The organism is Dokdonella sp. (assembly GCF_035703485.1).
GTDB lineage: Bacteria > Pseudomonadota > Gammaproteobacteria > Xanthomonadales > Rhodanobacteraceae > Dokdonella.
The window spans coordinates 1-7,864 of sequence record NZ_DASSYD010000003.1 but is presented as its reverse complement, the minus strand read 5'-3'; the positions used below and the strand labels follow the sequence as shown (position 1 = coordinate 7,864).

The 7,864-nt window shown below is 59.4% G+C and carries 8 protein-coding genes; 4 read left to right on the top strand and 4 right to left on the bottom strand.

Translation table 11 applies throughout. The annotated features are described in order from the left end of the window. Positions 1-176: 176 nt before the first annotated feature. The gene (gene tyrS / locus VFN25_RS00260; RefSeq protein WP_325137571.1) at positions 177-1,388 is read right to left on the bottom strand and encodes a tyrosine--tRNA ligase; all 1,212 of its coding nucleotides are present in this window, start codon (positions 1,386-1,388) and stop codon (positions 177-179) included. A 179-nt stretch (positions 1,389-1,567) separates the two neighbouring features. Here tyrS and VFN25_RS00255 point away from each other — a divergent pair, with 179 nt between their 5' ends. After that, positions 1,568-3,022 carry a M23 family metallopeptidase gene (locus tag VFN25_RS00255; RefSeq protein ID WP_325137568.1) on the top strand — a complete coding sequence of 485 codons (1,455 nt, stop codon included), beginning with the start codon at positions 1,568-1,570 and terminating at the stop codon, positions 3,020-3,022. Between the two features lie 10 nt (positions 3,023-3,032). Continuing rightward, positions 3,033-4,136, top strand: a complete 1,104-nt coding sequence (locus VFN25_RS00250) for an anhydro-N-acetylmuramic acid kinase (protein ID WP_325137565.1) — start codon at positions 3,033-3,035, stop codon at positions 4,134-4,136. 60 nt (positions 4,137-4,196) lie between these two features. Here VFN25_RS00250 and VFN25_RS00245 read toward each other — a convergent pair whose 3' ends face one another. The 3 genes from VFN25_RS00245 to VFN25_RS00235 form a co-directional block, all read right to left on the bottom strand. Beyond that, on the bottom strand, positions 4,197-4,496 hold the full coding sequence (locus VFN25_RS00245) for a hypothetical protein (protein WP_325137563.1): 300 nt from the start codon (positions 4,494-4,496) through the stop codon (positions 4,197-4,199). Between the two features lie 70 nt (positions 4,497-4,566). After that, entirely contained in the window at positions 4,567-5,880 is a 1,314-nt protein-coding gene (locus VFN25_RS00240) for an AmpG family muropeptide MFS transporter (protein WP_325137561.1), read from the bottom strand. Continuing rightward, positions 5,877-6,662, bottom strand: a complete 786-nt coding sequence (locus VFN25_RS00235) for an exodeoxyribonuclease III (RefSeq protein WP_325137559.1) — start codon at positions 6,660-6,662, stop codon at positions 5,877-5,879. Before VFN25_RS00235 ends, VFN25_RS00240 begins: the two co-directional genes overlap by 4 nt. Positions 6,663-6,948: 286 nt before the next feature. On the opposite strand from VFN25_RS00235, the gene pyrE reads away from it, so the two are divergent. Next, on the top strand, positions 6,949-7,590 hold the full coding sequence (gene pyrE, locus VFN25_RS00230) for an orotate phosphoribosyltransferase (protein ID WP_325137557.1): 642 nt from the start codon (positions 6,949-6,951) through the stop codon (positions 7,588-7,590). A gap of 92 nt (positions 7,591-7,682) precedes the next feature. Then, positions 7,683-7,864, top strand: a 182-nt coding sequence (locus tag VFN25_RS00225) for a hypothetical protein (RefSeq protein WP_325137555.1), incomplete at its 3' end; no start/stop codon positions are given.

Below are 7,864 nucleotides of genomic sequence, written 5' to 3'. Positions count from 1 at the left end.
TCGCGCTCTTTCGTGACTCTCCGCGATCGATTCTGCCGGCCCCCTGCCGCCGCTCTTCCAGCAAGCCGCTCCTCAGGGGGCGCGCATCCTAACCGCACTGCAGCATTTACGGAAGGGGGTTTGATGATTTTTTTTGCGCTGCGGCTCTTTTGCCGCAGCGCTGCTGCGCAATCACCTCATCCGGCAATCAAGCGAACTCGCGAAAAGTTGCGCTTGCCCACCTGCAAGACACCCTCAAACCCCGCAGTGAAGACGCGCTGGGCATCGACTACGACTTCGGTATCAATGCGTACGGCATTTTCCTTGAGCTTGCGGTTGGCTTCGGAGTTGCTCGCGGTCAATCCGACCGCTGTCAGCAATGCTGCCAGGCGCAAGCCCTCAGCCGGCACCACCACCTCATTGAGGGGCAACTGGTTGGTATCACCCTGACCACGAACCACCGCGTTCCAGCCGGCAATGGCTTGCTCTGCGGCGTCTGCATCGTGGAATCGGGTCGCCAGCTCACGAGCCAGGCGCAACTTGAGGTCGCGAGGGTTGAGCTGGCCGGATGCGATATCGCGCTTCAGGACCTCGACTTCGGTCAGCGAGATCTCGAAGCTGAGCAGTTCGATCCAGCGCCACAGGAGTTCGTCACCGATTTTCAGGGTCTTGGTAACAATATCGATGGCGGGCTCGTTGATACCGATGTAGTTGCCCAGCGATTTCGACATCTTGTTGACGCCGTCCAATCCTTCCAGCAACGGCATGGTCAAAACAATCTGTGGCGCCTGCCCGAAGTGCTCCTGCAGCCCGCGCCCCATCAGCAGATTGAACTTCTGGTCGGTACCGCCCAGCTCGACGTCAGACTTGAGGGCCACCGAGTCATAGCCTTGAACCAGCGGATACAGGAACTCATGGATCGAAATGGGTTGCTGAGCGGAATAGCGCTTTGAAAAGTCATCGCGCTCGAGCATCCGCGCGACCGTGTGCTGGCCGGCGAGCTTGATCATGTCAGCCGCACCCATCGCACCAAACCATTCGGAATTGAACCTGACTTCCGTACGTTCGCGATCAAGCACTTTGAACACCTGATCGGTGTAGGTCACTGCATTGGCTTCCACATCTTCGCGCGTCAGCGGCTTGCGCGTTGCGTTCTTGCCAGTCGGATCGCCGATCATTCCGGTGAAGTCGCCGATCAGGAAGATGACCTGGTGACCAAGATCCTGAAACTGACGCATCTTGTTGAGCAGCACCGTATGGCCGATATGCAGATCCGGCGCGGTTGGGTCGAATCCGGCCTTGATTCGCAACGGTCGACCGAGCTTGAGGCGGGTCTCAAGCTCCTCGGTTTTGATGATCTCCTCGGCACCACGTCCAATCAAATCGAGTGCGGCTTGTATTTCGCTCATGAATTGCTCTGCTCATCCGGGTCGAGCGGCCAGGAAAAATGGGTTTTCGAGGCGCAGAAGTAAATGTTCGGTTAAGTGTTCGTTAATCGAGAAATGTTTTGTAACCCCGTGCCACTATTGACATTGACGGCGCTTGCGAGGGGCCGTTATGGTACGCGGCCAGTACCCGGAACGCGATTGTGAGCGAAACTAATCTGCCTCCCGATAATGAAAATCGCGTCACCGGGGGACTTTCCCTGCGGCAACCTGCGCGTCGCCAGCATCTGAAGTTCTACCTGAAAAACCAGACTTGGACGTTTCTGCGCAATGTTGCAGCTGCTCCGGTCTCGTGGCGACGTGAACACTGGATCCTCGGTGGTGCCGCCGTATTGATGACCGTACTCGTCGGTGTTGTCATGCCGACCTTCGCCAGCGCCACGCGCAGCGATCCGGCCAGCTCGGCATTGACGACCCTGCATCTACCGCTGCCTCCACTGCCAGCAGGCGCCAGCGCTGACGCAGCCATTGCCAGTCTGGCCGCCGATAGCGGCAACGAGCCGAACTGGACAATTGCCGTGGTCAAGCCGGGCCAGTCATTATCCGACATCTTCCGTGATCAGGGTTTGGCGCCTTCCGACCTCCAGCGCGCGCTGGATGCACAGTCGGATGCCACCGCATTGCGTCGCATCCGGCCCGGAAACGAATTCGCCTTCGATATCGACGCTTCCGGCAACTTGCTTGCGTTGCGATTTGATCGTGGTGACGCGGCCCGCGTGACGCTGCACTTCACCCCTGAGGAAGTCACCGAGACAGTTCAGGATCGCGCCCTGGAGCGCCGGGTGGAAATGGCCCACGGCGTCATCAACAGTTCGCTGTTCGAGGCCGGTGATCAAGCCGGCATGAGCGACTTGATGACACTTCGCCTGGCCAAGGCATTCGGCTATGACATCGATTTCGCACAGGATTTGCGCCGCGGCGACAGTTTCAGCGTGATTTACGATCAGGTTTACCGGGATGGTGAGCGTCTGCGCGGCGGTGACATCATCGCTGCGACATTCATCAACCAGGGCAAGCGTTTTACTGCGATTCGCTTCACCAACGCCAAGGGTGAAACGCTCTTTTACACGGAAGATGGACGACCGTTGCGCAAGGCCTTCCTGCGCACACCGGTCGAATTCACACGAATCTCGTCGAAGTTCTCGGTCGGCCGCATGCATCCGATCCTTGGCAAGATGCGCGCCCATCGTGGCGTCGACTACGCTGCCCCGAGAGGCACGCCAATCCATGCGGCTGGCGCGGGCAAGGTCATCTTTCGCGGCAAACAGCGCGGCTACGGCAATGTGGTCATCCTGCAACATCCCGGAAAGTTCACAACGCTGTATGGCCATATGTCGCGTTTCGCCGCTGAGCGGGTTGGACAACGTGTCAGCCAAGGTCAGGTCATCGGCTATGTCGGCATGACCGGACTCGCCACCGGGCCTCATCTGCACTACGAATTCCGCGTCAATGGCAAGCATCGCGACCCGCTATCGGTCACCCTGCCCAAGGAAGAGCCCCTGCCCGCGACCGAGCTCGCACGTTTCAACAAGGACTCATCGGTGCTGATTGCCCGCCTCAAAATGGTTGAATCGATGCATCTGGCGCGCAAGGACTGACGCCAAACTCATGGCGGCACTGTTCCTTGGCTTGATCTCGGGCACCAGCGCCGACGGCATTGACGCAGCGCTGGTTCGCTTCGAACCTGAACTTCAAGTTCTCGCCAGCAAGACTCTGGCCTACCCGGCACCGATCCGCGAACGTCTTCTCGCCCTGACCGCGGCCGACGCCCGTATTTCCCTGGATGAGTTCGGTGCGATCGACGTCGCCGTTGGCCGCTGCTTTGCCGACGCCGCACTCAGCCTGCTTGCGGATGCTGGTGTTTCCGCCGCCGCGATAACCGCGATCGGCTCGCACGGCCAGACCGTTCGCCACCGACCCGATGCCGAGTGCCCGTTCTCGCTGCAAATTGGCGACGCAACGGTAATCGCTGAAAGAACCGGTATCTGCACCGTTGCCGATTTCCGTCGAGCCGATGTCGCCGCCGGGGGTCAGGGCGCACCACTTGCGCCGGCATTTCACGCCGCGGCGTTCGCCAAGCACGCTCCTTGCGCGGTACTCAATCTGGGCGGCATTGCCAATCTGAGTCTGCTCGATACTGATCAGAAGATTCTCGGCTTTGATACGGGCCCGGCCAATTGCCTGCTCGATGCGTGGAACGTCCGTCACCAAGGCACTCCGTGCGATATCGACGGCGCCTGGGCGAGCTCCGGGAGCATCAATGCCGATCTGCTGAGCGACATGCTCGACGACGCCTACTTCAAGTTGCCAGCGCCCAAGAGCACCGGGCGGGAGACCTTCAATCTGGATTGGCTCGACGCACATCTGGCGCATCGCCGGATCAGCTCGAATGATGTTCAGGCCACCTTGCTGGCACTTACCAGCCGCAGCATCGCCGATGCTTTGAAGGCAGCCGCAGGGTCCGCGCGCCTCGTCCTCGCCTGTGGTGGAGGCGTCCACAATACGGCCTTGATGGCTGCCCTCTCCAAGGCGTTGCAGCCGGTGCAACTGATCAGCACCGCCGGTGTCGGCGTCGATCCGGATTTTGTCGAAGCCTGCCTGTTCGCCTGGTTGGCCAGACAGCGCCTCACCCATCAGCCTGGCAACCTGCCCGGCGTTACCGGCGCGCGTGGTCCACGCATTCTTGGCGCGATTCACATGGCAAATGCTTGATCGGCACGATCTTGATCGGCTGTTGATATTCGCTTTGTCGCGCGCTCGTTCAAGAGTCTGTCAGGAGTCCGGCTCCGGCTTCCTGGGCACATCATCAGACTCGAACGTCGGCCCGGATTCAACTTGAAGAAAGGCTTCCATGGCCTCGCGGAACGCCTGATTTTCGGTCTGATTCCAGACCCCACGCATGTTCGCAATATCCTGCCGGTCCTCACCGGCGAGGCTTTCGCTGCTCAGACCCATGGCGTAGCGGATTGCGCGCAAGGCCAGTCCCTCGATCGACCAACCACGCTGATCGGCGACTTCCAGCATGCGCTGGTACGTCGCATCGTCAATGTTTTTGACTACTAGCTCGCGCATGGATCCGGAAGTCGTTGTCGCAGCTTCGCGATTGTCGCAACTTTGTCGCGATTTTTCAGCGTGAAGCGTCTCAACGATTTGCTCCTCTTGCGTCGGTTTGTGTGTCCACGACAATTCGATTCCACAACCAGGCCAGAAGCAACAAGGTCGGAATCACCGATACGCTGCTGATAACAAAGAACGTGGTGTAGCTGGATGCCTCCACGATGAATCCCGAAAAGCCGCCAATCAGTTTTCCTGGCAAATTGGCCAACGACGACAGCAACGCGTATTGAGTCGCCGTGTAACGCTTGTCGACCAGTGAGGCGAGGAACGAGACCAGCACGGTTCCGGCAAAACCCTGGGACAAGTTGTCGCCTGAAATCGTCGCGACAAACGTCCACAACTGACCCGGATACATCGACATCAAGATAAACAGCAGGTTGGAAACCGCGACTGCAATCGCCGCGATCAGCAGCGACTTGCGCACACCAATCGCGGCGACAACCATGCCACCAAGAAACGCACCACCGATACCCATCCAGACGCCATACAACTTGGACACCGTGGCGATATCACTCTTGGTGAATCCGGTGTCCAGATAGAAAGGCCCGGCAATGCTGAGCATCTGGTCGGGCAACTTGAACAAGCCGACGAAGGCCAGCAAGACAAGTCCCAGGACCCAGCCATGGCGACGAAAGAACTCCGCAAACGGCTTGACGTAGGCGTCAACAAAGCTCGGTCTGGCGGCCTTGTCGAAACCCTCGCCGGGCGGCGGCTCTGGTGAAAGCAGGGTCGCCAGTGCCGGGATCAAGGCGAATCCCGCCATGGCCAGATAGCCGATACGCCAACCGGCGAAATCCGCCAGATACAAAACCAGTGCGCCGCCACACAACTGCAATCCGATGCGATAGCCCAGCGTATAGGTCGCGGCCAGCGCACCTTGCATCTCGATCGGCGCAATCTCGACGCGATAGGCGTCGACCATGGTGTCCTGGGTCGCGCCGGCCAGGGCGGTGAAACCGGCCAGGGCGAGAAACAGCGGTACCGAGCTGACCGGGCCAGTCAGTGCCAGCGCGGCGAGTCCCGCCGCAATTGAAAGCTGCGCGGCCAACAACCAGCCGCGGCGGCGACCGAGACGACCGAAGCCGGGCAGGCTGCGGGAATCGAGCAGGGGCGCCCACATGAATTTGAACACGTAGAAAAACGTGAGGTAGCTGACCAGTCCGATCGGACCCAGCTCCCAACCCGCATCACGCAACCAGATTGCCAGGGTATTGCCGACCAGAAAGAACGGCAAGCCACAGCCAAAGCCGAAGAAGAACAAGGTGAGCGCCGAGCGTGTTCCGAACGCCTGCAGCGCGCCACGCCAACCCCGCACCACCTCACCACTCGCTTCGCTCATTGGCGATAGTCCACGATGAATGGTGCATGGTCCGAAAACCGCAGTTCTCGCTCGATGGCGCAAGCCTTGAGTCGTTTCCCGAGTGCTGGGGTGGTGAGCTGGTAATCGAGGCGCCAGCCGACATCGTTGGCCCGCGCAGCGCCGCGATTACTCCACCAGGTGTAATCCTCACCCTGTGGATGCAGAAGGCGGTAGGCATCAACCCAGCCACCCGACTCTTCATTGGCCGGGCCGCAAAGGCCATTGAGCCAGTCGCGCTCGGGCGGCAGACAACCGGAATTCTTCTGGTTGGATTTCCAGTTCTTGATGTCGAGTGCGCTGCGCACGATGTTCCAGTCACCGCAAAGGACGTAGTCCCTGCCGCTGCTCATCCATTCATCGAGAATGGGCTTGAGCCAGTCCATGACCTCGAACTTGAAGCCCTGACGCAATTCGCCCGAGGAACCAGACGGGATATAGAACGAAACAACACTGAGGTTGCCGAATCGCGCCTCGATATAGCGACCTTCGTCATCAAACGGCGCCCAGCCAAGTGCCGTCCGCACCTCGTCCGGCTCGCGTTTGGCATAGATCGCCACACCGCTATAGCCCTTTTTGGTTGACGCATCCTTGTAGAAGCAATGATGGCCATCCGGGCGGAATACGGGATCGCCCAACTGATCTTCCTGGGCCTTGGTTTCCTGAATGCAGGTGACATCAGCCTTTTGTTGCTTGAGCCAGTCGAAAAAGCCCTTGTTTGCGGCCGAGCGGATGCCGTTGGCATTGAAAGTGATGATTCTCATGAAATGCGGGAGTGGGGAGTGGGGAATAGGAAGAAGCGAAATGAATTTCGCCGCGAATCTGCAGGAGCGCCTTCAGACGCGAAATGTACTGTCACGGCAAAAGAAGCCTCGCCCATGAACGGGCTCCTTCAGAATACGCGTAGCGGTTTGCGGGAAAAGCGTCGCGACTTTCGGTTTGTTCTCGGCACGTTTGCCCATATTTCGCCAGCCGCTCATTGCGCTTCGCTTTCCAGCAACTGGCGAGTCTTGCACAATCCAGTCTCAAATCACTCCTCCTGACATCCGCATGCAAGCTTATCAACGTGACTTTCTCGATCTGGCCATCGCGCGGAACGTGCTCAAATTTGGCGAGTTCACGCTCAAGTCGGGACGCGTCAGTCCGTATTTTTTCAATGCAGGGCTGTTTGATTCAGGTGCTGCCTTGAGCGCGCTGGGAAAGTGCTATGCCGCTGCCGCTGCCAATGCAGGCCTGTCGTTCGATCTGGTTTTCGGGCCTGCCTACAAGGGTATCGCTCTCGCCGCCCTGACCGCCGCGGCGCTGGCGGAAAGGCATGGCATCGACTGCGGATACGCCTACAACCGCAAGGAGGCCAAGACCCATGGCGAGGGCGGCAATCTGGTCGGCGCACCGTTGGCCGGTCGCATCCTGATTGTCGACGACGTGATCACGGCAGGAACTGCCATTCGGGAATCGCTCAAGCTCATCCAAAGCCAGGCGGCAACACCGGCGGGAGTATTGATTGCTTTGGACCGGGAAGAACGTGGCACAGGCGCTCGCTCCGCGGCCCAGGAAGTGACTGCCGAATTTGGCATTCCTGTAGTCTCCATTGTGGGCCTCGGCGAGCTGCTGGCCTATGCCGGGGAACATGAGGCTCTAGCCGGCGAGCGCACTCGTCTGGAGGAGTATCGCGCCCGTTTCGGTGTGTGATCTCAAGGCAACCAGCCTTCACTTCGCCACGCAGCACGACCGGCGAACCTTCTGAATGCCATGACGGTTGGGCCACTTGATCAGCGTGCCTTATGGCAACGCTGATCAAGTGGCGCATTCGTCACGACGCCTTTCTGCGTGCAGATCGCGGCGCGCTGGCGCAGATGCACTGGCCGTGCTTCAAGCCAGCGCAACAAAGAGCTGCGCGCAGACAGGTGTCGCCTAACCGATTGTTTTTGTTGAAACAGGTGGCATCCAGAAGGTCCGCCAGCCG

Coding starts and splice junctions, on each gene's coding strand:
- tyrS (WP_325137571.1), bottom strand. CDS start 1,388: ATGAGCGAAATACAAGCCGCACTCGATTTGATTGGACGTGGTGCCGAG.
- VFN25_RS00250 (WP_325137565.1), top strand. CDS start 3,033: ATGGCGGCACTGTTCCTTGGCTTGATCTCGGGCACCAGCGCCGACGGC.
- VFN25_RS00245 (WP_325137563.1), bottom strand. CDS start 4,496: ATGCGCGAGCTAGTAGTCAAAAACATTGACGATGCGACGTACCAGCGC.
- VFN25_RS00240 (WP_325137561.1), bottom strand. CDS start 5,880: ATGAGCGAAGCGAGTGGTGAGGTGGTGCGGGGTTGGCGTGGCGCGCTG.
- VFN25_RS00235 (WP_325137559.1), bottom strand. CDS start 6,662: ATGAGAATCATCACTTTCAATGCCAACGGCATCCGCTCGGCCGCAAAC.
- pyrE (WP_325137557.1), top strand. CDS start 6,949: ATGCAAGCTTATCAACGTGACTTTCTCGATCTGGCCATCGCGCGGAAC.